The 24,254-nt window shown below is 50.2% G+C and carries 20 protein-coding genes and 3 pseudogenes; 20 read left to right on the top strand and 3 right to left on the bottom strand.

Annotation, left to right across the window (positions count from 1 at the left end; translation table 11 throughout):
• Positions 1–2: 2 nt before the first annotated feature.
• From HS103_06525 to HS103_06435, 19 genes and pseudogenes are all read left to right on the top strand, one after another.
• Positions 3–551, top strand: coding sequence for a hypothetical protein (locus HS103_06525; GenBank protein MBE7512451.1), 549 nt, complete (start codon positions 3–5; stop codon positions 549–551).
• A 27-nt stretch (positions 552–578) separates the two neighbouring features.
• A complete protein-coding gene (locus tag HS103_06520) occupies positions 579–2,447 on the top strand; it encodes a M23 family metallopeptidase (GenBank protein MBE7512450.1) in 1,869 nt (622 codons plus the stop codon).
• 34 nt (positions 2,448–2,481) lie between these two features.
• Positions 2,482–3,690, top strand: coding sequence for a PD40 domain-containing protein (locus tag HS103_06515; GenBank protein ID MBE7512449.1), 1,209 nt, complete (start codon positions 2,482–2,484; stop codon positions 3,688–3,690).
• A gap of 32 nt (positions 3,691–3,722) precedes the next feature.
• Positions 3,723–5,105 (top strand): hypothetical protein, encoded by a 1,383-nt coding sequence (locus tag HS103_06510; protein MBE7512448.1) that lies wholly within the window; start codon positions 3,723–3,725, stop codon positions 5,103–5,105.
• A 653-nt stretch (positions 5,106–5,758) separates the two neighbouring features.
• Positions 5,759–5,845, top strand: a pseudogene (locus tag HS103_06505) (energy transducer TonB).
• Positions 5,846–5,873: 28 nt separating this feature from the next.
• Positions 5,874–6,944, top strand: a complete 1,071-nt coding sequence (locus HS103_06500) for a hypothetical protein (protein MBE7512447.1) — start codon at positions 5,874–5,876, stop codon at positions 6,942–6,944.
• Positions 6,945–6,954: 10 nt separating this feature from the next.
• On the top strand, positions 6,955–8,046 hold the full coding sequence (locus HS103_06495; GenBank protein MBE7512446.1) for a hypothetical protein: 1,092 nt from the start codon (positions 6,955–6,957) through the stop codon (positions 8,044–8,046).
• A 116-nt stretch (positions 8,047–8,162) separates the two neighbouring features.
• Positions 8,163–8,660 carry a hypothetical protein gene (locus tag HS103_06490; protein MBE7512445.1) on the top strand — a complete coding sequence of 166 codons (498 nt, stop codon included), beginning with the start codon at positions 8,163–8,165 and terminating at the stop codon, positions 8,658–8,660.
• Between the two features lie 29 nt (positions 8,661–8,689).
• The gene (locus HS103_06485) at positions 8,690–9,448 is read left to right on the top strand and encodes a hypothetical protein (GenBank protein MBE7512444.1); all 759 of its coding nucleotides are present in this window, start codon (positions 8,690–8,692) and stop codon (positions 9,446–9,448) included.
• Between the two features lies 1 nt (position 9,449).
• Positions 9,450–10,589, top strand: a complete 1,140-nt coding sequence (locus tag HS103_06480) for a hypothetical protein (protein MBE7512443.1) — start codon at positions 9,450–9,452, stop codon at positions 10,587–10,589.
• A gap of 127 nt (positions 10,590–10,716) precedes the next feature.
• A complete protein-coding gene (locus HS103_06475; GenBank protein ID MBE7512442.1) occupies positions 10,717–11,733 on the top strand; it encodes a hypothetical protein in 1,017 nt (338 codons plus the stop codon).
• Between the two features lie 281 nt (positions 11,734–12,014).
• Entirely contained in the window at positions 12,015–13,151 is a 1,137-nt protein-coding gene (locus tag HS103_06470; GenBank protein MBE7512441.1) for a hypothetical protein, read from the top strand.
• Between the two features lie 107 nt (positions 13,152–13,258).
• Positions 13,259–14,200 carry a hypothetical protein gene (locus tag HS103_06465; protein MBE7512440.1) on the top strand — a complete coding sequence of 314 codons (942 nt, stop codon included), beginning with the start codon at positions 13,259–13,261 and terminating at the stop codon, positions 14,198–14,200.
• 1 nt (position 14,201) lies between these two features.
• Positions 14,202–14,555, top strand: a complete 354-nt coding sequence (locus HS103_06460; protein MBE7512439.1) for a hypothetical protein — start codon at positions 14,202–14,204, stop codon at positions 14,553–14,555.
• A 15-nt stretch (positions 14,556–14,570) separates the two neighbouring features.
• Positions 14,571–15,567, top strand: a pseudogene (locus HS103_06455) (transposase).
• 230 nt (positions 15,568–15,797) lie between these two features.
• Positions 15,798–18,711, top strand: a pseudogene (locus HS103_06450) (DEAD/DEAH box helicase family protein).
• Between the two features lie 4 nt (positions 18,712–18,715).
• Positions 18,716–19,774, top strand: coding sequence for a hypothetical protein (locus tag HS103_06445; GenBank protein MBE7512438.1), 1,059 nt, complete (start codon positions 18,716–18,718; stop codon positions 19,772–19,774).
• Between the two features lie 76 nt (positions 19,775–19,850).
• On the top strand, positions 19,851–21,089 hold the full coding sequence (locus HS103_06440; GenBank protein ID MBE7512437.1) for a hypothetical protein: 1,239 nt from the start codon (positions 19,851–19,853) through the stop codon (positions 21,087–21,089).
• A 1-nt stretch (position 21,090) separates the two neighbouring features.
• Positions 21,091–21,555 (top strand): hypothetical protein, encoded by a 465-nt coding sequence (locus HS103_06435; protein MBE7512436.1) that lies wholly within the window; start codon positions 21,091–21,093, stop codon positions 21,553–21,555.
• A gap of 56 nt (positions 21,556–21,611) precedes the next feature.
• Here HS103_06435 and HS103_06430 read toward each other — a convergent pair whose 3' ends face one another.
• A complete protein-coding gene (locus tag HS103_06430; protein ID MBE7512435.1) occupies positions 21,612–22,064 on the bottom strand; it encodes a response regulator in 453 nt (150 codons plus the stop codon).
• Between the two features lie 657 nt (positions 22,065–22,721).
• On the opposite strand from HS103_06430, the gene HS103_06425 reads away from it, so the two are divergent.
• Positions 22,722–23,588 (top strand): hypothetical protein, encoded by an 867-nt coding sequence (locus tag HS103_06425; protein ID MBE7512434.1) that lies wholly within the window; start codon positions 22,722–22,724, stop codon positions 23,586–23,588.
• Between the two features lie 110 nt (positions 23,589–23,698).
• On the opposite strand, the gene HS103_06420 is transcribed toward HS103_06425, so the two are convergent.
• Both HS103_06420 and HS103_06415 read right to left on the bottom strand, forming a co-directional pair.
• Entirely contained in the window at positions 23,699–23,938 is a 240-nt protein-coding gene (locus tag HS103_06420; GenBank protein ID MBE7512433.1) for a hypothetical protein, read from the bottom strand.
• Complete coding sequence (locus HS103_06415) at positions 23,939–24,100, bottom strand: hypothetical protein (protein ID MBE7512432.1); 162 nt, start codon at positions 24,098–24,100, stop codon at positions 23,939–23,941. It abuts the gene before it with no gap.
• Between the last annotated feature and the right edge of the window lie 154 nt (positions 24,101–24,254).

Genomic DNA, 24,254 nt, shown 5'->3' with positions numbered 1-24,254 from the left:
TGATGAAACAACGCTTTGGGACAGCCTTTTGGCTGACCATGATTCTCCTCACCGTGGCTGGTATAGTCGTCATCTATCTTAATGGACGACGCCTCACTCCCTCTAGCTATCTCGCCCCTGCCCAGGGAACTATTGATCCGACCCGCGCCATTCGACTAATCACCTTGACTGTGTTTTATGGCACTGTAGGCACTCCTATGCCCACAGCCCGTCCCTCAAACACGTTTACGTTAGGTCAGCATCTGACCGCCGAGCATTTTCAAAAAACTCGTTATTGGGATTATGTTCATTCTTGGCTAACGAATGATGCTAAATCTACACAACGGTACTTCAACACCCAAACCGCCCTCGCCCTCACAGCAACCCCAACGCCAAGCCCATCGAAAACCGCAACGGCTACTCCCACACGGACTCCCACGCCGACGGCAACGCCCTTCCCCGCAATTATCCCCTACCCTACTGGCTTTCCTCCCGTCTGCCCCGGCGGTGGTGGCGAATGGATGTGGGTCGATGGGGAGTTGATCTTCGTCTGCGGGGTGAGTTGGGAGTAGGGCGGACGGTGGCGGAGCATCCGCACGGTGATTATCGTCCGTGCCGATGGGTCGGGGCGCGATGTCCATCCGGGGATGGCGTTCCTCGGTGTCCCCCCGACGTGGTACGTGCCGGCGCAGGGGCAGTCCACGCCCACGCCCACACTATCGAACACTCTCATCACCGTGTACACGAACTGCCGCGAGGTCAATTTCAGGGCTGCGCCAAGTACCAGCGCCACCCTTCTAGGGACAATCCAGCCCGGCACGCCCATCCGCCTTGACCCAACCTCGAAAACACCCTCGGCAGATGGTTATATCTGGTATCGTGCCGAAGTGATGTTAGCTGGCACGCTGCACGATGGGTGGATCGTCGCTCAACGCTACAGCGATTACTTTGTCTTCGATTTTGACCGTTCACCCAACTGCACGCCTGCCCCTACAGCGACCTTAACCCCTTCACCTACGTCCGCAAGTACCTGTCAGTTAATCCTTCCCGAAAACGACAAAAAGCAATCTATCCATCTCTTCCGAGCACCCATCCGGGGTAATCCAGCCGAATGGAAGAACGATATCCAAAATGAGTTAAAGATCGATGCCTATGCGATTGATCCCCTCAACCATCGGCTGTGGTTCCGCCGAACGCAAGGCGTAGCACAAGCACCCAATGGCTTCATCTTACGCTGGTTCCAGGTAATTGACCCCATCGGGGGATTCATCCTGCCCCAACAAGAGATTATCGTTCCCAAAAAGGATTTTGACGGGGTGCTTTCGCTGAAAGTAGAGCGAAGTGAAATCGAAAAATGTCTCTCCGAACTGCCAACCGCGAATCTAAGCGCGTCCTATGCCCTTCCTCCCCTCACCCAAGTGCCTTGGGGGTTGACTGCCCCCCTCACCTTCACCCATTATCCGGTGAGCATGTACCAGACCTGTGTTGAAGCTGCATCCCAGCATATCTCTGGATTTGCAAATGAAAAGGGTGGGTACTGGCATCCGGGGTATCATTTTGGGGTGGATTTTTTCGCGCCTCCGGGGAGCGCCGCTTTTGCCAGTGCAGGTGGGTTGGTTGTTGCTTTGCTCCATGAGGATGGAACCACAGGCGCCCAATGGGGGAACTATAAGCCCAATGAGATGCCCAACACCGATAAACTCAGCCCATTTGCAGTAGTTATCCGTCATAGGCATCTATTCGTGGTATATGGGCATTTGTTGACCGTTGATCCCGATATCTGGGTGGGAAAATATGTGGACGCAGGAACCCGCTTGGGGACTCTGGGCACATGGAACACCCCCCATCTCCATATCAGTGTGATAAGCTTTGGGCGCACCCCGCCGGATGCTTTTGTCACGTGGGCACAGGAAATCAACCCTCAGAATCCTCAGTCACCCACAGCAAACCGCTGGGGCATTCCGGATTTTCAACGGGCAGACATAAACGGCGACCCAATCGGCGACCCAATCGGCTATCCCAAACATGTTTACGACTTCACCCAGTTTTTTGAACCAGACCCGGTTTTATTAGCCACATTCCATGCAACGGGTACTCCCAACACACTGGAGCAGTCCATCCACAAGAGTCTTATCTGGGCGGAGGATAACGGGGTTACCCTTCTTAAGGTGGAGGGATTGGGAGGTAAACACAACACGATCATCACGCTAGGGTTCCCTTGCGAACGCCTCTATTCCCAGTCCTTTCAGCGATTCGTTGGCTGGAACTACGTAAATCCCATCATCACCCCCACCATGGAACCCCGCCATCGCAGTTTCATTTACTCCCCTAAAGTGAGGGCAAACTATACACATACACCCGTCCCGGCAGACGATCCACGAGTCGCCATTCCCCCGCCTAACCTGTCACCGCTACCAACATTAACGCCGACGCCCACATTAACACCAACACCCACCGCAACACCATGATTCAGAAACGACTGTCTAGAAAAGGACGGCAAGGATGTCGCGCAGAGTACCCCAGATTAACCGGCTTGCCACAAGCCTTCTCATTGCCTGCTTCGGATGCGCCCTGTTATGGGCGCTACCACAAGTGCAAGGGCAGTCGGGGCGCTTGAAAAAGTTATCGCCGGGGGTTCAGGCAAACTATTTCGAATGGGCAAGAGATAGCCGCGCCTTTGTATATTCGGTGGGCGCACCAGAGGTAGAAGACCCTTTCAATTCAAACAGATTCTGGACGCATTACAACCTTAATACCGAGATCTTCACGGAAAGCACTACCTATCCATTCTTGTCGCAGATCACGCCGGCAGAAGAGGTGATTTACGTGCGCACCGCCGATACCTTCTCCTATCTTTCACCCGATGGGCGCTATCTGGTGTATGTAGGAGAAGAGGTGGTGGCGGAAACCGATAGGTATTGGCGGTTGGTGGTCGCCGACAGAGAAACCCAGACGACATTCACGCCAGAATTTCCCCTCTATGATCCGTTTGGAAAAGTGAATACCTTCGATGTGCGTTGGAGTCAGGACAGCCGCTCGTTTGTGATGCTGGTTTGTGCCGATAGGTTCTTCTGCCAGCCGAATATCTTTTTCTATGTGCGCGGATTGGAAGCGGGACTCTCAGGGTTGGTCTTTGAGTGGGAGCGCATGACCTTTCCTACCGTCGCTGGTGTGGCTTATCGCGCTGTAGGACTCATCGACTTTTCGGACGATGGGAGTTGGGTGCTGCTGCGAGTGAGAGAGGATGATGGGGAAGGCGCCAGTCATTTGCTGATGTACACCCCTTTGAACCCGGAAGGCAGCTTTTTGTTTCCTCAACCGCTGGGGATAGCCGAACAGGGTTTCCGTTTTGTGACCTCGGACGGCTCGACCATCATCTTCATCGATAACCGAGGCATCTACCACTACACTTGGGCGAATCAGACGACCACCCTTCTCACTACGGAAGTCAACAACAGTAGCGTTAGTCGGGGGAGATTTTCACCTGATGGGCGATGGTTTGTGTATATATCCAACTCAGCCGAACTGTACCTGTATGATTTGCAGGGGCTGCCGGAGACGCCCACGCCCACCCCTACGGCTACTCTCGCCCCCTTCCCCAACCCCACCACTCCCCCCGGCGGCGGACAGCCAGCCTGCCCCGGCGGCGGCGGCGAGTGGATGTGGGTCGATGGCGAGTTGGTCTTCGTCTGCGGGGTGATTTGGGAGTAGTCCATCCATAGACGACGAACGACGCCCGCACGGTGATCCTCGTCCGTGCTGATGGGTCGGGGTGCGATGCCCATCCGGGGATGGCGTTCCTCGGCGTCCCCCCGACGTGGTACGTGCCGGCGCAGGCGCAAGCAACGCCGACGCCCACGCCGCTGCCGACAATCGCTCCTGTTGCGCGAAATCTGGACGCTCTTGTTCTCTTTTGTGCCTACCAAGATAGTTCCACTTTTCCCCTCCCGACCATTCTTCCACCCTATGAGGACTTTGCTTGGTATCGCTCTCATCTCCTTTCTTCTGCATTCCCGGGTGTCTCCCACTTTTGGTCGGCTCAATCGCAAGGAAACGTCACCATTCACTCTGTTGCCGTTTACCCATATTGGCTAGACCTCGGTTCAACCTATGCTGCCTTACAACATGATGTCCCGTTTGTACCAGCAAATCTCTGCGCTCTTAGCGCACTCTTTCGAGGTGTCGATCTAACTCCCTATTTACGGGGCGGCACAGGGATGATCGTGATGGTTTTCAACTATCGCCTTACAAGAAACTATAAGTACACAGCCGGTCTAGCCATCATAGACCACCCCTATTTACCAATGACCTTACCCATCGATCCCATTCTCATTGCCTATATCAATGATGTATCGCCGGAGCGTCCAATACAAAGCGCCTTAACTCATGAATTGGGACATCTTTTGGGGTTGTTCCACTCTGTTGACCCTTATTATCGCCAACGAGGGGATCCCTACGGATCAGCTTGGGATGTTATGAGCAGTGACTCTGGAAAACACAAAATCTATACAGGCACTGGAGGTTCATTTACTGAAATCGTATGTGGACAGTGGGGAGATGCCAGTCAATCTTTTTGCATACCCGTTAATGCCATTGCGGCTCAACGCTATCTGTCAGGTTGGTTTACCCCTGCTCATGTAGAAACGATTCATTCTCCGACAACGACAACGGTGGCGCTAAAAATTCTCGATAATCCCCAAATTGCTCCTACCGAACGGTACATGATTAAGATAGATATTCCTCAAACTGCTGAATACTACACCGTTGAAGCCCGAAAAAGTGGACGTGAGTATGATAACGGTTTGCCTATCAAAGACCGTCCCCTCGTTTTGATTCACCGTGTTAATCCTGCCGCCTCAATCGAATCTCGCATTCGTATCCTTGATATTGATAAACGGGACTTCATCTTGGGTATTGATACACGATATAGTTGCAATAATGGAAAAGATTCCCGCACAAATGCAAATGACTCAGGGGCAGTATGGTTTGAGAATCAGAATTTTGTTGATCATAGCGGCGATATTATGGTGGAGATTGGTCAATACGATTCAAGAACAGAAACATTTACCATATCTGTACGGATGGGGCAGAATATAGCCCCTCCTCAAATTGGAATATGCCAGTAGGAGAAACGAAGTGATAAAAATAAAATCAACAGTCGCTACGTGGCTATTCATGGGATGTCTTACTACACTTTTGTTGATCGTTATCTGGTTAAATCAACAAAAGATATCTATTAACTCCTTTTTATCACACGGAGAGGTAACTGATACCATTGAACCGACTAGGTATAATTTACTACTTACTGTAACAGTGTATTATTCAATTGTAGGTACACCTGCCCCAACATTACCTCCTCGAGATACGCCTAGTTTAGCAGATCATTTAACTGCGGATCACTTTCAGAAGACTGCGTATTGGTCTGCTACACGCTCTTGGGCTACCCACGACGCACGTGAGACACAAGATTACTTCAAGACACAAACGGCACTCGCCCTCACAGCAACCCCAACGCCAAGCCCATCGAAAACCTTAACGGCAACTCCCACATGGACTCCCACCCCGACGGCAACGCCCTTCCCCGCAATTATCCCCTACCCTACTGGCTTTCCTCCCGTCTGCCCCGGCGGTGGCGGCGAGTGGATGTGGGTCGATGGCGAGTTGGTCTTTGTTTGCGGGGTGAGTTGGGAGTAGGCGGACGGTGGCGGAGCGTCCAGAATAACCGACGGCGGATCGTGTACACTGCCCGCAGATCGTTAGCGGGGACTGCGGGAGTCTGCCCGTCCCGACGCCGACGCCGACACCAACCATGACGCCCACCCCACCCCAACCCTCCCCCAGCGGTCTGCCACGTCCTGATCCTGCCGAACTTCGGCACGCCCACGCCGACAGGGGTGCTGACCGGCACACCACCGCCTGATCTGCGCCGTGTCTACCACACCCCCGAAGAAGCAGCGACGGAAACAGGCGAAGGGGTGTTCACCGTGCCAGCGGGGTTTGTGCTGGGGCTGTATCAACGGGCTAACCAGTACCCGGCGGTAGCCTTCACCCAAATCGTGTACGCGGGAACGCTCTACAGCGGGTGGTTCAATTACAGCTATGGCGCCAAGATTTTACCTGAGGGCGATGATTGCCAAGCACTTCCCACTGCGACAGCTATCCCTGCTGCCACCCCAACACTTAGCGACCCGCTAGGCTCAATGATCCAAGAATTGGCAACCATCTATGGCGTCTATCTAGAAGACACTGCCACCGACGGCGACTATGATTATTGGCGAGACCCCACTTACCCTCAGCGGGTTGATATACCCAGCCGTATTGAAACGGTTTATGTCGTTGTCAAGCACTACGATCAAACGATTTTAGGAACGCCTATTGCTCCGGGGCAAAACTTCCGAGCGGTCTTCGGGGGGCGAACCGTCTTTCGTTACACCGATCAACGTGACCCCAATAATGCCGCAGCCGAGGTGCTGCCTATCCAACGCAACGAAACCATCATTATTCTCTACAACTTAACGGGTGCTTTCGATAGAACCGACAAGCGCTGTGGAAATAAGGAAACGAGCAATGCCGGGTCTCTCGACATAACGCGATGTACCATCGCTCACGAGTTAGGGCATGTGATCGTGGCGAGGGCGGCGGCTGGGGTCAATTTTGCCACCGATTATCGTTTTGGTGCTGGTGCAAATTGCGAGGGAATAAAACGTTTTGATCCAGGAGAAAATGGGTGGCCTTGGCGTGAACATCCCATTCGAGGTAGTGGTACCTATCAGCAAAATTTGTGCGCGATTGATGGTGTCTATGTTATTCGAGAATTCGAGGCGGATATGATTATGAATTATGTATTGTCCTTCTTCAATGCTCAAGACCCAAATTCAGCAGAGATGACGCGCTTCATATGGATTGAAAAAATGCTCAAGGCTGAGTGGATAGCGCAAGCACGAAACTTTACCTTAGGTGACTAGGAGGAATTGCATGAAAAAGAAGATGGCATCGGTGATCGACTATTGCCTAATTATATTGTCTGGAAGTGTAATAATTTTAACACTGCCAATGACTGCCATTGCGCAAGATGCAACGCCTACCTATGTTTTTCCCCCACCCACTTACGATCCGGTTACAGTGGCTGAGATCGACTCGCAACTAACGGAGCGCGAACTGCGAGATTTGCGTGTGGATCTAACTTGCTTACCTGTTTGTTGGCTAGGGTTTTCCCCTAACCAAACATCCACGCGTAACGCTATATCCAATCTTCGGCAAATCAGTTTAGATATAGTAGACCCCATTACAGGAAAAGCAGGTAACGCAATCTCAACAAATCGTGGAACTGATGCCTTAAATTTTATCCCTTTGATAAATGATACGGCTGGTTTATATAGTGGCGCGATTTTCTCCGATGATACACAGCCAGAGACGAGATTACGGGCGTACTCAATTGGACTAAACGTGACCCACAGCATGACCTACGCCTTGCTCAGCCCTAAACTCATTCCCTTATTGCCTGCCAATATCCTAGCCCGTGCAGGCTTGCCTCGTCAGATTGGGGTAGGTTTCGACTCCTTTGAGCATGATCTGTATTCGCTTGTCTTTGAATATGACCATTGGCTCATTACCTATCGCGCTTATGTGACTCATAATACCCCCAATGGAAGCGCCATTTGTCCCACCCAAACGATCCCTGATTTTGGTATTTGGGTTTATTCGGAGCGAGAAACGGATGGGTTTAGCCTACTCCATGACATCTTACACTATGAGAATATAAAAACAATTCCTTTACCATCGACCATGATGTTGATGGATAATTATAAAGTAGCAAACGACGACACCCTTATCCAACAAATAGTCAATGATCTCACCAATACAGGGTGCATACCTGTCAATCAGTTTGCGGCATTCCCTGTCAAGGCGACACCAATACCTACTCCAACTCCCACCTCAACCCCCACCCGGACTCCCACGCCACCCTTCGGCGGTGGTGGCGACCCCCTTTGCCCCGGCGGAGCGGGCGGCGAATGGATGTGGGTCGATGGCGAGTTGATCTTCGTCTGCGGGGTCACGTGGGAGTAGGGCGGACGGTGGCGGAGCGTCCAGAATAACCGACGGCGGATCGTGTACACTGCCCGCAGATCGTTAGCGGGGACTGCGGGAGTCTGCCCCTCCCGACGGCGACGCCCATACCAACCATGACGCCCACCCCCACCCCAACCCTCCCCCCAGCAGTCTGCCACGTCCTGATCCTGCCGAACTTCGGCACGCCCACGCCGACAGGGACGCTGACCGGCACACCACCGCCTGATCTGCGCCGTGTCTACCACACCCCTGAAGAAGCAGCGACGGAAACAGGCGCAGGGGTGTTCGCCGTGCCAGCGGGGTTTGTGCTGGGGCTGTATCAACGGGCTAACCAGTACCCGGCGGTAGCCTTCACCCAAATCGTCCACGAGGGGACGCTCTACAGTGGATGGTTCAACAATGCCTACGGCACGCAGGTCACCAGCGGGGACTGCGGGAGTTTGCCCGTCACGACGCCGATGCCCATGCCGACGGTGACACCGATACAAGCGGATTTATCCGCCTATGGAATCGCCCTGCAAGGCGCTTGGTCACCAGAGGAAACCGCCGCCATTCACCGCGCCGTGACCGAGACTGCCCAGCTCTTCATAGTCTCTCCCAACACCGCCTGACACAGACAGAGGCGCAGGTCTTCCAAACTGTGATGGGGTCACTCACACTGGTCAAGGGTGGAACCGCGTTGGGGATTTGCTTCACAGACAATAACACCGCCACAATCACCTGTGCCTTGCCCCTCATTGCCCCAGACAATGTAACCTATCTTCCCTTCACCGAGTATGTCATTGTTCATGAGTTTGGGCATGTCTTTGACAGCCGTGCCTCTTTGGGCGGAAGACCTCGCTTTGTCGATAGGATGAGTAGTGGGGTAATTATCAAAGATTGCTCCAAAGAGGAGTACCGAGTTATGGGAGAAATACCTAGTGGTCAAACTATTCAACAATTTTGGTTGCGTGGTGAACGTGGGTGGGGCAGCGGACCGTCACGCATTAATACAGGAACTGTTCGCCAAGTTACTCAATTCCAGCAAAATGCTGTGTTGATTGAGTTTCAAATTGACCCAACAACCGTTGATTACCAATTTTTAGTGCGAGAAGGTATTCAACCCCCAACAAATGATAGCGATACCCCTGGGGCAAAGGTAAAACGAGTCGAAGAAGCACAAGCCGATATGTTTCTGAATTGGGTCTATCGTCGCAATATACAAGGAGATTCCCCAAGTCGTGCAAGTATCTGTGATGTAGGCAGTTCACCAATATGGGGCGGTCCCGGATTTCTCAATACCTCATGGGGAAACGGATCACAAACGCCAACATCTCAACTAACAGAGCGCCCTGGCGATGCTAGGTATCAATGGATGGATGTCCAGATGAAAACATTATTTGTCGAACAGGGGTGGTAAAATGAAAAAGAAACTATTCTCACTATTTCTATTCATAATTATTCATTTTACCTTTAATGGACGTACAGCGCATATAAAAGGGCAACTTCTTGATTATATTACTGTTATAAAAATCAGTAGCACAGGGCAATTTGTTGCTACAGCATTATCAAATAATCAACTTCAAATCCGTAAGGTGTCTACAACAAATATAGTTCGCACTTTAACCGGACATATAGCAAATTTAAGTGTGCTTGCTTGGAATAGTGATGATTCCCGTTTAGCTGTGGGAAGTTCTCGATATAATGAAACAACTACACATGCCGAAAGCATTGTATATATATATGATGTTTCTTCCGGACAGTTATTGCTCACATCCCCTACTCAATTAGGTGCTATATACGATATTGCATGGGATTCTACTGAAACAAAGATTATAAGCGGTACAGAAGAGATAGATGGTGGTGAGTTAAGAGTCATTCCTTTGGATGCTGCTATCCTCTCTGAACGTATTGGTGGTCCAGGTCTCGCTCTTGAGACAAGTCCAAGTGGGTTACAAATTGCAGTAGGAACAGTGGGAGGGAGGGTAATATTAAGAGATACTACCTCATTTGAATATATAAATATCCCGCCAGTCACAAACGAAAATCTTCAACCAATTTTCGCTCTCTCATGGCATCCTTCCCAAACCCTTATTGCTAGTGGGCATCTTGATGGGATGATACGGATTTTGGATATAAATTCAGATAGGATTCTACAGGTATTGTCCAGTGCAAACGTAATAGGTATGGATGCAGACTATAGTCAACTTATTTTGGCATTGGCATTTGATTCAACGGGAACGCGCCTGCGCAGTTTCAACCGCGAGGGGCGCATTCGCGTGTGGGACACGCAGACATGGGCATTGATCGCCGAACAAATTGTGCCGGGTCCGATTTACGCCGCCGATTGGGACAAGACGGGAACGACTTTATATTACGGCACAGATTCAGCGATACCACGAGTTGTTCGCGCCCCCGATTTGCCGTCCCCTCCCCCACCCCCACCGCCCTCCCGCATCCGATCTTCCCTCCCCCCGGCGGCGGACAGCCAGCCTGCCCCGATGGGACGGGCGGCGAGTGGATGTGGGTCGATGGGGAGTTGGTCTTCGTCTGCGGGGTGATTTGGGAGTAGGGCGGACGGTGGCGGAGCGTCCAGAATAACCGACGGCGGATCGTGTACACTGCCCGCAGATCGTTAGCGGGGACTGCGGGAGTCTGCCCCTCCCGACGGCGACGCCGACCCCAACTATGACGCCCACCCCCACCCCAACCCTCCCCCCAGCGGTCTGCCACGTCCTGATCCTGCCGAACTTCGGCACGCCCACGCCCACAGGGACGCTGACCGGCACACCACCGCCTGATCCGCGCCGTGTCTTCCACACCCCTGAAGAAGCAGCGACGGAAACAGGCGAAGGGGTGTTCACCGTGCCAGCGGGGTTTGTGCTGGGGCTGTATCAACGGGCTAACCAGTACCCGGCGGTAGCCTTCACCCAAATCGTCCACGAGGGGACACTCTACAGCGGGTGGTTCAACAATGCCTACGGCACGCAGGTCACCAGCGGGGACTGCGGGAGTCTGCCCCTCCCGACGCCGATGCCCATGCCGACGGTGACACCGATACAAGCGGATTTATCCGCCTATGGAATCGCCCTGCAAGGCGCTTGGTCACCAGAGGAAACCGCCGCCATTCACCGCGCCGTGACCGAGACTGCCCGTGCCCTTCATAGTCTCTCCCAACACCGCCTGACACAGACAGAGGCGCAGGTCTTCCAAACTGTGATGGGGTCACTCACACTGGTCAAGGGTGGAACCGCGTTGGGGATTTGCTTCACAGACAATAACACCGCCACAATCACCTGTGCCTTGCCCCTCATTGCCCCAGACAATGTAACCTATCTTCCCTTCACCGAGTATGTCATTGTTCATGAGTTTGGGCATGTCTTTGACAGTCGTGCCTCTTTGGGAGGACGCCCCCGCTTTGTGGATAGGATGAGCAGTGGAGTGGTTATTAGAGACTGTTCTTCTAGACAGGATCGCATAATGGGTGAAATCATTGATCCAGTGTCTACAAGTATTGGGAATTATTGGAACCGGGGTGAACGTGGGTGGGGTAGTGGACCATCTCGCATCCAGACAAGCACTATCCGACAAGTTACACAATTTCAGCAAAACGCAATTCTAGTTGAATTCCAAATAGACCCCTCTTACAGTAGATCACCGCTTTTTGCTGAGTGGAGGTATTCAGCCTCCAACGAAGAACAATGATACGGTGGGAGCAAAAGTAAAACGAGTCGAAGAAGCACAAGCGGATATGTTCCTCAATTGGGTCTATCGTCGCAATATACAAGGGGATTCGCCAAGTCGTGCAAGTATCTGTAATGTAGGCAGTTCATCAATATGGAGTGGTCCCGGATTTCTCAATGCCTCATGGGGAAACGGATTACAAACGCCAACTTCCCAACCATTAGAACGTCCCGGTGATGCTCGGTACGAATGGATGGACAACCAAATGAAGGGTGTTTTTGTGAACCAAGGGTGGTGAAACTATGAAAATCAGGTATGTTGTGCTGATTTGTGCGTTCTTTATAATTCAATCAACCATACAGGGAATGGCTCAATCAGAAGATCGCATTATAGTCCTTAGATCAAGCCATTCTGGGCAATTTATTGCTACTATTTCTTTAGATAATAAAATTGAAATCCGTCTTTCATCAACTATGGAGGTAGTGCGCGTTTTAACAGGGCATATGGAACAAGCAAGAGCGTTAGCATGGAGTCATGATGATGCTTTTATTGCTGCAGGTAGCTCTTTGTATGATGAGACTCTGTCACGAACAAAAAGTGTGATTTATATTTTTCAAGTAGAATCGGGCAATTTAATATCATTTTCACCTGAACAATTTGGTACAATCTTCGATCTTTCATGGAATAGAGCAAATACAGGTGTTTTAAGTGGTACAGAAGAAATAGATGGGGGAATGTTAAGTATTTTTGACATTATGACTGGTACACAAAGAGCAGTTTCATTCGGGAATTCCGTTAGTTTGGAATATAGTCCATTGTACGCACAACTTGCTATTGGCACAGTTGGAGGAAATATAATTTTAGTGAATGGTCAAACTTATTTGGATGAAGTGGTTCCATCCATCACAGATGAAAATCTTCAACCAGCGTTCTTTCTTGCATGGCATCCTTCCCAACTACTCATAAGCAGTGGTCACATGGACGGTATGATCCGAATCTGGAACGCGACATCGGGCAACACCTTGCACGTTCTGTCCGCCGCTGCTGCGATTGGCATGGACGCCGAGTACAGCCAAATGGTTTTGGCGTTGGCGTTTGATTCAAGGGGAACGCGCCTGCGCAGTTTCAACCGCGAGGGGCGCATTCGCGTGTGGGACACGCAGACATGGGCATTGATCGCCGAACAAATTGTGCCGGGTCCGATTTACGCCGCCGATTGGGACAAGACGGGAACGACTTTATATTACGGCACAGATTCAGCGATACCACGAGTTGTTCGCGCCCCCGATTTGCCTCCACTCCCCACCCCCACCGCCCTCCCGCACCCCATCTTCCCTCCCCCCGGCGGCGGACAGCCAGCCTGCCCCGATGGGACGGGCGGCGAGTGGATGTGGGTCGATGGGGAGTTGATCTTCGTCTGCGGGGTGAATTGGGAGTAGGGCGGACGGTGGCGGAGCGTCCAGAATAACCGACGGCGGATCGTGTACACTGCCCGCAGATCGTTAGCGGGGATTGCGGGAGTCTGCCCCTCCCGACGGCGACGCCCATGCCGACGGTGACACCGATACAAGCGGATTTATCCGCCTATGGAATCACCCTGCAAGGTGCTTGGTCACCAGAGGAAATCGCCGCCATTCACCGCGCCGTGACCGAGACTGCCCGTGCCCTTCATAGTCTCTCTCAACATCGCCTGACACAGACAGAGGCACAGGTCTTCCAAACTGTGATGGGGTCACTGACACTGGTCAAGGGTGGAACGGCGTTGGGGATTTGCTTCACAGACAATAACACCACCTCCATCTCCTGTGCCTTGCCCCTCATTGCCCCAGACAATGTAACCTATCTTCCCTTCACCGAGTATGTCATTGTTCATGAGTTTGGGCATGTCTTTGACAGTCGTGCCTCTTTGGGAGGACGCCCCCGCTTTGTGGATAGGATGAGCAGTGGAGTGGTTATTAGAGACTGTTCTTCTAGACAGGATCGCATAATGGGTGAAATCATTGATCCAGTGTCTACAAGTATTGGGAATTATTGGAACCGGGGTGAACGTGGGTGGGGTAGTGGACCATCTCGCATCCAGACAAGCACTATCCGACAAGTTACACAATTTCAGCAAAACGCAATTCTAGTTGAATTCCAAATAGACCCTCTTACAGTAGATCACCGCTTTTTGCTGAGTGGAGGTATTCAGCCTCCAACGAAGAACAATGATACGGTGGGAGCAAAAGTAAAACGAGTCGAAGAAGCACAAGCGGATATGTTCCTCAATTGGGTCTATCGTCGCAATATACAAGGAGATTCGCCAGGTCGCGCAAGTATCTGTAATGTAGGCAGTTCATCAATATGGAGTGGTCCCGGATTTCTCAATGCCTCATGGGGAAACGGGTCACAAATACCAACATCTCAACTAACAGAGCGCCCTGGCGATGCTAGGTATCAATGGATGGATGTCCAGATGAAAACATTATTTGTCGAACAGGGGTGGTAAAATGAAAAAGAAACTATTCTCACTATTTCTATTCATAATTATTCATTTTACCTTTAATGGACGTACAGCGCATATAAAAGGGCAACTTCTTGATTATATTACTGTTATAAAAATCAGTAGCACAGGGCAATTTGTTGCTACAGCATTATCAAATAATCAACTTCAAATCCGTAAGGTGTCTACAACAAATATAGTTCGCACTTTAACCGGACATATAGCAAATTTAAGTGTGCTTGCTTGGAATAGTGATGATTCCCGTCTAGCTGTGGGAAGTTCTCGATATAATGAAACAACTACACATGCCGAAAGCATTGTATATATATGTAGGACTTTCGCTTGCAAGGCAAATTGCTGATATTGTAGAAGCACGATAAGCAAACGCCAATACATTGAGTACCTGATAAGTACACCTGGCAACTATACATGCAGTAATCTGGCTGAACATCTGGAAGCGATGAGCCATGATGCTGTCAGTGATTATTGGCGAAGAGACAAGCTGACTGCCCGACATTTGTGGGATTTGGTCAGGGGCTTTGTTGAAGGACAGTGAAAGGGCTTAGTTGATCGTCGATGATAGCGTGCAGAATAAGCAGTATTCGCGCAAGATAGAGTTAGTGAAAAGCAATATAGTGGCGCAGAACATGGTCTAGTGCGTGGTATCGGCGTCGTGGATCTCGTGCATAGCGATGGTACCGACTTTACCCGATTGATTACCGCATCTATGCTCCTGAAGCGGATGGCAAGACCAAAGGATCACTTCCGTGAAATGGTCTTAAATGCCCTGATGGACAAGGGTATCCACGCCAAGACCCTACTATTTGATAGCTGGTATGCCTCCGTGGATAATTTGAAGTTGATTCATCGCGCTGGTCGTTACTTTGGTGACCACGCTCAAAGCCAATCGTATGGTGAGTTTGAGTAAAGCGAGCGGCTCTATTCATTTGGAGGCGATTGAATGGACAAGCGACGCCGTAGAGCATGGTCTGTCGGTTAAGCTGAAGGAAGTTCCCTTTTATGTGCAGTTATTCAAGCTAGTTGCCCCAAACGGTGACATTGAATGGGTGATTACAAACCAGCCCCTAGGCACTTTCTCCAAGTCCGTCATTCAAGACGCGAATGCCGTGCGTTGGCAGATTGAGCAACTGCATCGGGAACTCAAACAATTGACCGGGAGTGAAAAGTGCGAGTGCCACAAAGCGCGTTCACAACGCAACCATCTGGCTTGTTGTTATCACGCTCGGCTCTCGCTGAAAGTTAAGGCTCACCAATTAGGCAAGAGCCTTTACGAGGCGCAGCGAGATTTATTCCGCGACTATTTGCGGGCAGAGTTACGCTCACCACGCCTTTCTGCCTTTGGCATCAACTAAAGCGAAAGTCCTAAGGTCTACAGTAGTAGCTTAATCCGGTGCGGCACATCACTACCTTACTTATGAATGTGCTAGTCAAAATGGCATCGCAACTTGGTTCTCCCGGCCCCGACTTCCTGCTATACTATTAAGCTATAACTTGCTAGGGAAGAAGCTCTTACTTCTTCTATGAAATAGAAGTACGGGTATTACTTGTGAAATCCCCAACATTGATCCCCGAACATGGGCAAATCGTCAAAGTAAGACAGCGTACCTACACGGTTACGGGAATCAAACCGACTGCTGTTCCCAACACCCAGGAACGACAGTTCGTTCATCTTGTCAATTTGTCTTCAGTTGAAGATGATGCACTGGGTGAAACCTTACAGGTTATCTGGGAAACCGAGGTAGGAACACAAGTAATTGAAGATTCGGCTCTACCTACGCCAAAGGACTTTGATGCCCCTGAACGCCTTGATGCGTTTCTCGATGCAGTACGGTGGGGAGCTGCATCTCAGGCAGATCGAGCCGTTTTGCAGGCCCCATTTCGTAGCGGCATATAACTTGAGGATTACCAGTTAAATCCGTTGGTTCGTGCCGTGCAAATGCCTCGTGTCAGTTTATTGGTCGCAGACGATGTTGGTCTGGGAAAAACGGTTGAAGCCGGATTAGTGATCCAAGAGTTAATTACACGTAACCGTGCGCGAACTGTATTGATCGTCTGCCCATCGGGTCTGCAACTTCACTGGCGCGACCAAATGCGCGACAAATTTGGTCTTGAATTCCGTATTGTAGATAGCGATTCAATGCGCCAGCTACGGCGAACTCGGGGAATCCATGTAAATCCTTGGTCACATTTTCCACGCTTGATAACCTCAATTGATTTCATAAAGCGTGATCGCCCACGGCGTTTGTTCAGGGACAGCGTTCAGAGTAAACCAAGATATCCTCGTCCATTTGATATTTTGGTACTGGATGAAGCACACAATGTTGCTCCTTCAGGACGAGGACGGTACGCGCTAGATAGTCAAAGAACAAAAACAATCCGCGAGATCGTTCCATACTTTGAACACCACATGTTCCTGTCCGCAACACCGCACAATGGATTTCTTGAAAGTTTTACCGCACTTCTTGAGCTACTCGATAACCAACGTTTCGCGCGCGGCGTGCGGCCAGATCCTAGGCAACTGGAAGCTGTCATGGTCCGTCGGCTCAAACGAGATATCAGGAATAGATTAACGGGCGAGCCAACATTCCCACCGCGACAAATTGTTCCCTTGGAGGTTTCCTATACAGACGAGGAACGTGAAGTACACGCCTGGCTACGCCAGTATAGTCACTTACGCACATCCAATGTCCAAAGCCAAGAAGAGGAACACGCAGCGGAGTTTGTTCTTAAGCTACTAAAAAAGCGCCTGTTATCATCCCCTAAAGCCTTCCAGAAGACGCTGGAAACACACCTCGAAACCATAACGAATGGCAAACAGAAACAGGCTGAAACGACCCGTGCAGTTACGGGCATCTTGGATCAAATCGCTCAAGCCGAAGAAGATTACACCGACGATGACGAATTGGAGGCCGCAAACGACGAAGCCCTCAATGCGGCAGGTTCGACCTTTTCCCCACCGTCACCGGATGAGCTTCGATTACTGGACCAGATGCTCAATTGGGCCAAACGAGCCAGCGAGCAACTTGATAGTAAAACGGGGCGATTGATCGAATGGTTACGCTCTGTTGTCAAACCCGATGGTATTTGGAATGATGAACGGGTGATCTTATTTACCGAGTATCGCGTCACGCAGAGCTGGTTGAAGGAAGTTTTATTCGATGCGGGTTTGGCCGACGTTGATCGCCTTGAACTCATCTATGGCGGTATGGACGATGATAAGCGAGAAAAGATTAAAGCAGCATTCCAGACCGTTCCCAGCGCCGATAATAAACTGCGTATTCTCCTCGCCACTGATGCAGCTTCAGAAGGTATCGACCTGCAAAATTACTGTCATCGGTTGGTGCATATTGAGATTCCCTGGAATCCAAACCGTTTGGAACAGCGCAATGGGCGCATTGATCGCATGGGTCAAAAATTTCCACCTGAAATCTATCATTTTGCACCCCAAGGTTACGCCAGTGCAGCAGATGATCTCTCACGCGGCATTGCAGTAGGTGAGCTTGAGGGCGACCTAGAATTTCTCATGCGGGCGGTTGAGAAGGTGCAGCAAATCAGAGAAGATTTAATGGGCAAGGTCGGCGATGTCATTGCAAAGCAAGTTGAAGAAGCAATGCTCGGCCATCGTCGCCGTTTGGATATTGATAAGGTTGAGGTACAAACGCGCCCTGCAAAAGCCTTGCTCAAACTGGAACGTGAACTGGATGAGAAGATTCAAAAGCAGATCACTGCGTTTTATGCTCAACGCCACGAATTGCGCCTAACGCCACAACATGTACAGAAGGTTGTGGAAATTGCGCTGGAGGTTGCTGGACAACCTGGACTCCTTGCGTGCGGAAGTCTGGTCCGCGCATGGCAAACTAAACCGTGTCACAGCCCGTATCGTACCGGATCATGCGCTGGCTGGACCAGCAGTTATCGCTTATGCCCGCCTCGTTGTTATCGGGGGCGGACGTTATCGATTGCATGAAGAATTAATCGCCTCCGGTGGGTTCCTAACCTTTGGAAATAAAGTGTCGTTCAGACGTATGAAAGTCGGCGAAGTGGATCAGGCATTGCAAGCTGCTGAACCACAACTTCCGGCGCAAAACGTCCTTGATGCATTTGCCACCCATTGGGAATCAATAATTGGTCCACTGCGTAGTGCCTTAGATACACGTATGGACGAGAAACTTGATGCGATCCGCAACCAACTTGAGCAGCGTAAGGATACGGAAATTCAGGATATACAAGCGATCCTGACCGAACTAGAAAAATCCATTCGGAAAGAACTGCACGAAATCGCCCCAGACTTTCAACAACTACGCCTACTTCTTGATTTTTCAGATGAAGAGGGAGAGCAATTCCAGCGCGACGTGAATGCGCTTCGCGCGCGGCTGGAACGCATTCCAGAAGAAATCGATCAGGAGCAGGAAGCCATCCGTGCTCGCTATTCCGACTTAAAAGAACGACTATTTCCAGTAGCAGTGACGTTCCTCGTCCCCGAACGGCTAGGATGAGTTTATGGCAACCTCAATTACACAATATCATGCTGAATGGTTATCGCTCATCGAGGTTTCCGACCCGTTTTTGAGCATAAATACGCTACAGCGTGTTTTTCCGCAAGGGTTGAACGATGTTGAAGCGACTCTTGCCGCCCAACTGCGTGCTAACTACAACCAATGGTTGACCCGGTTCAAGGAACCATCCATCCATCGCGCCTGGGCGATATACATCCTCAAGACCTTGCTTGAGTGGGATGACCGGGTGCTGGCCGAAGGTCAAGCCATCCCCAACACCCTGAAGTATATAGATGAAACTTCTGGGGAGATTGTTCGACCTTCGTTCATGCTCCATGAGCCAAGACATCCCGATAGGCCATGTGCGCTGATCATGACCTATCCGCAAACGCAGGAGATGGAAAAGCTCGTTCCGAAAAGCCAATGGGCGGCCAGCCCTGCCGCTCGGATGCTTGCGCTTCTACGTTACACCGGAGTCACCCTGGGTATTGTCACGAACGGTGATCAGTGGATGCTGGTCAGCGCACCCCAAAATGGTGGCACGGCCAGCTACATCTCATGGTATGCCGAACTCTGGAATGAAGAACGACTGACTCTCCAAGCGTTCATCAGCCTACTCAATGCGCGCCGATTCTTCGGTGTTGCTGAGGAAGACACTCTTGAACAGATGCTTATCCAGAGTGCTGATGACGCGCAAGAGGTTACTGATCAGCTTGGCACGCAGGTTCGCCACGCCGTTGAAATCCTCGTACACGCGCTCGATAGGGCTGACCAAGACAACAAAGGCGCATTGCTCAAGGAAGTGTCGGAAAGCAAACTATATGAAGCGGCACTGACTGTCATGATGCGGTTGGTGTTTCTTTTCAGTGCCGAGGACGCGGGCTGTTTCTGCTGGGCGATGATGTTTATGATCAGAACTACGCCGTGTCCACGCTGCGTGCCCAACTACACGAGGTTGCAGATCGACATGGCGAGGAAATACTTGAACGGCGCACAGACGCATGGTGTCGTTTGCTGGCAACTTTCCGCATGGTCTACAACGGATCGCCGCATGAAGATCTGAAATTGCCTGCCTACGGCGGTAGTTTGTTCGACCCGGATCGCTTTCCCTTCCTTGAAGGCCGTCCTGAAGGTTCAACATGGGACACGATGGCAGCCAATCCACCAACGGCAACATATTGACTGAATCGCGTTTACTAAATGCAGTGCGCTATCACTTGCGAACTGTTAACGAACTTCGTGCGCTACCCCAGGCTGAAGGCGAACCTGACTCACCTTTTGATCCTTTGGCTCTTTATGGTGTTCCTGTGGCGGTCTTTCCGCGCTGGTGGGTTTGTCCAGTCTGCCAAACACTTGCCCCTCTAAAGTCAGGTCTGTTCGAACTTGAGAAGCGGCCCTACCAGCCTGACCGGATTGTTTATCGTCACACCGGCTGCACTGAAGCGAAGAAAAAAGCACCGGAAGTGATTCCTGCGCGTATTCTGGTCGCCTGTGAAGACGGACATCTCGATGATTTTCCGTGGATTGAATTTGTCCATCGTGGAGAACCCTGCAAACTTGCAAAATCACATCTCAGGTTGCAAGAGCGCGGCACGTCAGGCGAAGCGCGTGATCTGATCGTTCGTTGCGCATGTGAAGCGTACCGACCATTATCAGACGCATTCGGCAAGGATAACCGTGAACGAATGCCCCTCTGCACAGGCCGTCGTCCCCATCTTCGAGATTATGACCCAAATGGCTGCCAACACCATGCCCGGCCAATTGTTCTTGGTGCGACAAACCTATGGTTCCCGATCACACTAACAGTCCTCTCAATTCCAAGCGATGTCGATAAGCTGGCACAACTCGTCGAACAGTCTTGGGATGTCCTCTACGCAGTGGAGGCTGTTGGTGACATTACGTACCTACGCCGTCGGCAGCAAATCCAGGGAGAGATCGCTGATTATAGCGACGAGCAGATTCTCGCAGGTATCCAGGCTTATCAAAATCGGCAATCCCAATCCGAACCTGCACCAGATATTAAACTGCCAGAATGGGAAGTTTTCTGTAAAGCTGATCCGGCACTCAATAGTTATGACTTCAGAACCCGTAGAGTCAGACTCTCGCCAGACTGGAAAAACCTGCATATCCAGAATGTCCTTCTAGTAGAGCGTCTGCGAGAAGTGCAAGCGACTTTGGGATTTGCACGGCTCGACGCAGTGGGTGAACTAACCGATCCGGAGCAGCAAGTTTTAGTTCGCGCAGCCCCAATGTCGCGGGTTCCACCTAAGTGGGTTCCAGCCAGTGAGTTACGCGGTGAGGGTCTATTTCTTCGATTCGATGAAAAGGCCATCGCCCAATGGGAAAAACGATCTGATCTGCGTGACCACAGAATATAACATGCGGCGCATTGATGAAGCCCTACTTCAGCTCATCTCAAATGCACAAGAGAACCTGATGTTGATCAGTTTCGCGGTTTACCGGGTAGAAAGATTAACCGAAGCGATAGAAAAGGCACTTCAACGAGGCGTAGTTGTGACGTGTTTCTTTGAGATGGATGATTCCAAAGTAAAACTACCGAGTGTATTTCTGACGAAAGATAAATACTCAACACGGATGAAACTTTATACTTGGGCAGATCTGCATCGTCCTCGTTCGACCCTCAACAAATATGGAGCGCTACATGCAAAGGCAGCAGTAGCCGACAATAATAGTTTGTTAATTTCTAGTGCTAACCTGACGGAACACGCAATGTCTCTAAATATTGAAATGGGGTTGAGCATTAGAGGTGGTGATCTTCCTCAACCTGTTTCCCGAATCTTCATGGATTTCATTGAGCATGGGATCTTTTCTCAAGTCATATAAGCTGTCTATCTGATCAGTCCAAGAGTTGAATACCTTCACCGGCTGTACCGTCAGATTTAGTGACGAAGTGCCTCAACAGCACGGTACTGTCGGATACCATGTACATCAATCACTTGACAGTCGGAGCATTCCAGAATCTTCGAATTGGGATCTTTCAAGGCTCTGTAAAGTTCCATAAATCCATACGGCTTCACAATAAACATATTTGCCCCAGCAGCAAAGGCACTTTCGATCAACGCTGGCTCATCATTTACCGTGAACATGATCAGCGTCATCTTTAGCGAAGTCGAACGCAGAATTTTTATTAGTTCAAGACCATTCATGTCAGGTAGGTTATGGTCAACTAACGCAATGGAAATGACTGGCGCATCGCCAAGAACCGTCAACGCTTGAGAACCGTTAGCGGCAACGTACACCTTAAAATCAACCCGCTCCAATAGCCTTTCCGCGAGATCACGGTTATCGGCCTCATCATCAATACCTAAGGCATGTCGGCCATACAAAGTCATGATCAACTCCAACTCTCAAAACGGCCCTTATTATCAGAATAGCCACTCTCAGCGTGTCGATCCAGCAAATTTCGAGAGGAAGTCAGCCGAAAAACGAACCGGTGTGACCCAAAAATGAGATTGCTGATCGAAAATTTTGGTTGAGGATGTTGCAACTTGCTCAGGAATGCTAGGATTAAGGACCGCGCGTTAATAGAAGTAAAATCCCAAGGAACATCGAAGGGGACAGCAATTCACCATGCACCTAGACACACTCAGAACCTACAGCGAAAATGACATTGCAGAAGCTATCCACGACAAACGGGTGATCATACTATCCCCTCGCCTCCGCAATCAGAATACCCTGATAAGCAGTTTTGTTTTTAAACGTAATACTTATCTGTACAGCCTGCTCACACGGGAAAACGATCTTTTATCTTTTCTCTAAAAATTGGCAAATGATCTTGTGTCCACGAAATATATCACCCAATCACATCTCCTCCAGGCCCTCAACGAACGCAAAACAACGGTTGAAGATTTGACGGATGCATTCATAGCGGATCTAAATCAAAGCAAACCTAAAATTTCCCTGCTGATACTCGATCAGTTTGACAACCTGCCCATAAGTGACGACAGCAATATTTTTTTGAACACTTAACCACCAAGCTACCCTCCGCAATGCAGTTAATTATCAACAGTCGAGTTGTAGGTTACTTCTCGTGGCAAAAGATAGTTGAGCGAGGCTTTGCTATCGTACTCGGAGAAGATCACATTCCCACTGGCGGAATCTTTACAACAAGTTCAGATGGACGACCTCACCTAGAAGTTTTCGCATTTGGATTAGGTACAGTCTATGTGAATGGGATACCCGTGTCGAAATGGGATGGACCACTTGTGAAAAATCTATTCTTGTTTTCAGTGGACCGTCACACGTTTACTCGTGAGGAAATTTTCGAAACCTTCTGGCCGTCCTTGTCCAAGAAAGAAGCCACAAATGTGTGGCATGTTTCTAAACGCAAAATAAGCGAGCAGCTAGGTTACGATCTGCTCACCTATTCTGGCGGATTCTATAATCTCTCTGATGAATTGGTAATCCACTACGATGCACGCCAGTTTGACGAATTATGTGCTGCTGCCGAAAGTGCTGACCGAGACGACAATATAAGTTACTACTGGCAAACCATAAAGCTATATAGGAGTGAATATCTCCATCTGTCCGAAGGGATTTCATGGATTCGAGAACGCCGAGAACAACGACGAAACGGTTATGGCAACGCCCTGATCCAAATTGGACGAATGTACGAATCAAACCAACAGTTTGTTCTCGCAATCGCATATTATCTGCGTGCCTTGCGGGAATTACCGCTCCGTGAGGACATTCATCGCAAACTGATCGAACTCTATACCCAAAGTGATCAGACTGATAAGGCAGTTCAACAATATCAGAGATTGGAAGCATTACTTCGGAGGAGACTAAATATCGCTCCAGCAAAGGAAACAGTGGCTCTCTTCCAATCAATCCATTCGAAGCAAAATAGTGGCTGAATCATTAGGCGGCGGGTAGAACACCCGCCGCCTAGCAAAACCCTAATGGGTCGGAACAGGAAACGACTGATCCGCACCGATCACGATGATCTTGCAGCAGATTCCAACTTTCATTCGCCAGCAGCACGCCATCGAAAGATCGAGTATTCATCGTTAGGTGATGTTTCAATCTGTTGGTTCGCTCCCGCAAACAACATAGATTCCAAGTAAACCGTTGAAAGAAAAGCTCCTTCAATCAAACTATCTTCAGTATCCCTAATATACTGCGATAGTTGGCGTGCTACCCACTGCAACAAACTTGAATGCCTGCCGGTTCTTGCTCCACCCAACGGCAATCCTGATTCAACCATCTATGTGACCTCCACAGGGAAGAGTTCAGCTAACCCCAATACTATCTGATAAGGGGTCAGATAACGGTTGCTCCCCAAATGATGATCATCCTGGCGCTCCACTCGTTGAAAAACAGCTTCCACCATTTCTACAAGTTCGTTCATTGACCAACGGGTTTGCATGACAACCAACCTTCCTGACAGTCAGATTAAACCAACTGCCACCAATTAACGATATATATTATAGAAAGTTGGCCTCAAAAAATTTACTTTGGCAGTATCAGACAGTTTTTAGTGGCAGGCCGCCAATAGTACGGAAATGCTTGCCTTTGATAAA

This window comes from Anaerolineales bacterium, from assembly GCA_015075625.1.
In the GTDB taxonomy this organism is placed as follows: Bacteria; Chloroflexota; Anaerolineae; order Aggregatilineales; family UBA2796; genus UBA2796.
Note: the sequence above shows the minus strand (reverse complement) of the source record. Positions and strands in the feature narration are given on the sequence as shown.

Bases quoted from the DNA above. Each gene is read 5' to 3' on its own strand.
- HS103_06525 (MBE7512451.1), top strand. From the start codon at position 3: ATGAAACAACGCTTTGGGACAGCCTTTTGGCTGACCATGATTCTCCTC.
- HS103_06515 (MBE7512449.1), top strand. From the start codon at position 2,482: ATGTCGCGCAGAGTACCCCAGATTAACCGGCTTGCCACAAGCCTTCTC.
- HS103_06495 (MBE7512446.1), top strand. From the start codon at position 6,955: ATGAAAAAGAAGATGGCATCGGTGATCGACTATTGCCTAATTATATTG.
- HS103_06490 (MBE7512445.1), top strand. From the start codon at position 8,163: ATGACGCCCACCCCCACCCCAACCCTCCCCCCAGCAGTCTGCCACGTC.
- HS103_06480 (MBE7512443.1), top strand. From the start codon at position 9,450: ATGAAAAAGAAACTATTCTCACTATTTCTATTCATAATTATTCATTTT.
- HS103_06475 (MBE7512442.1), top strand. From the start codon at position 10,717: ATGACGCCCACCCCCACCCCAACCCTCCCCCCAGCGGTCTGCCACGTC.
- HS103_06470 (MBE7512441.1), top strand. From the start codon at position 12,015: ATGAAAATCAGGTATGTTGTGCTGATTTGTGCGTTCTTTATAATTCAA.
- HS103_06465 (MBE7512440.1), top strand. From the start codon at position 13,259: ATGCCGACGGTGACACCGATACAAGCGGATTTATCCGCCTATGGAATC.
- HS103_06460 (MBE7512439.1), top strand. From the start codon at position 14,202: ATGAAAAAGAAACTATTCTCACTATTTCTATTCATAATTATTCATTTT.
- HS103_06445 (MBE7512438.1), top strand. From the start codon at position 18,716: ATGGCAACCTCAATTACACAATATCATGCTGAATGGTTATCGCTCATC.
- HS103_06440 (MBE7512437.1), top strand. From the start codon at position 19,851: ATGGGACACGATGGCAGCCAATCCACCAACGGCAACATATTGACTGAA.
- HS103_06435 (MBE7512436.1), top strand. From the start codon at position 21,091: ATGCGGCGCATTGATGAAGCCCTACTTCAGCTCATCTCAAATGCACAA.
- HS103_06430 (MBE7512435.1), bottom strand. From the start codon at position 22,064: ATGACTTTGTATGGCCGACATGCCTTAGGTATTGATGATGAGGCCGAT.
- HS103_06425 (MBE7512434.1), top strand. From the start codon at position 22,722: ATGCAGTTAATTATCAACAGTCGAGTTGTAGGTTACTTCTCGTGGCAA.
- HS103_06420 (MBE7512433.1), bottom strand. From the start codon at position 23,938: ATGGTTGAATCAGGATTGCCGTTGGGTGGAGCAAGAACCGGCAGGCAT.
- HS103_06415 (MBE7512432.1), bottom strand. From the start codon at position 24,100: ATGCAAACCCGTTGGTCAATGAACGAACTTGTAGAAATGGTGGAAGCT.